We start from the raw sequence: 256 nt of genomic DNA on the forward strand, positions 1-256 counted from the left end.
TATTAACTTAACCACAGTTAAAGGTTTGATCTTTCGATCTACACTAATGTTTGCATGTTCCTACAAAAGTAAGAACGTTTGCCTTGTATGCTTTCTATCATTATCCAGTTTTCAAAGAACAAATATAGAATCAGTAACCTTCAAGGTTACCGGCCTGGCAACGTCCTACTCTCCCGGCCCGAATGGGCAAGTACCATCGGCGCTAGAGGGCTTAACGGTCGTGTTCGGAATGGGAACGTGTGTGACCCCTCTGCCA

1 rRNA gene is annotated in these 256 nt (G+C 44.5%); it reads right to left on the reverse strand.

Features of this window, described 5'->3' with window-relative positions:
* Positions 1-152: 152 nt before the first annotated feature.
* Positions 153-256, reverse strand: a 5S ribosomal RNA gene (rrf, locus tag O0550_RS24255); the annotation flags it as partial.

The organism is Brevibacillus halotolerans, assembly GCF_026891775.1.
GTDB classification, from domain to species: Bacteria; Bacillota; Bacilli; order Brevibacillales; family Brevibacillaceae; genus Brevibacillus_B; species Brevibacillus_B halotolerans.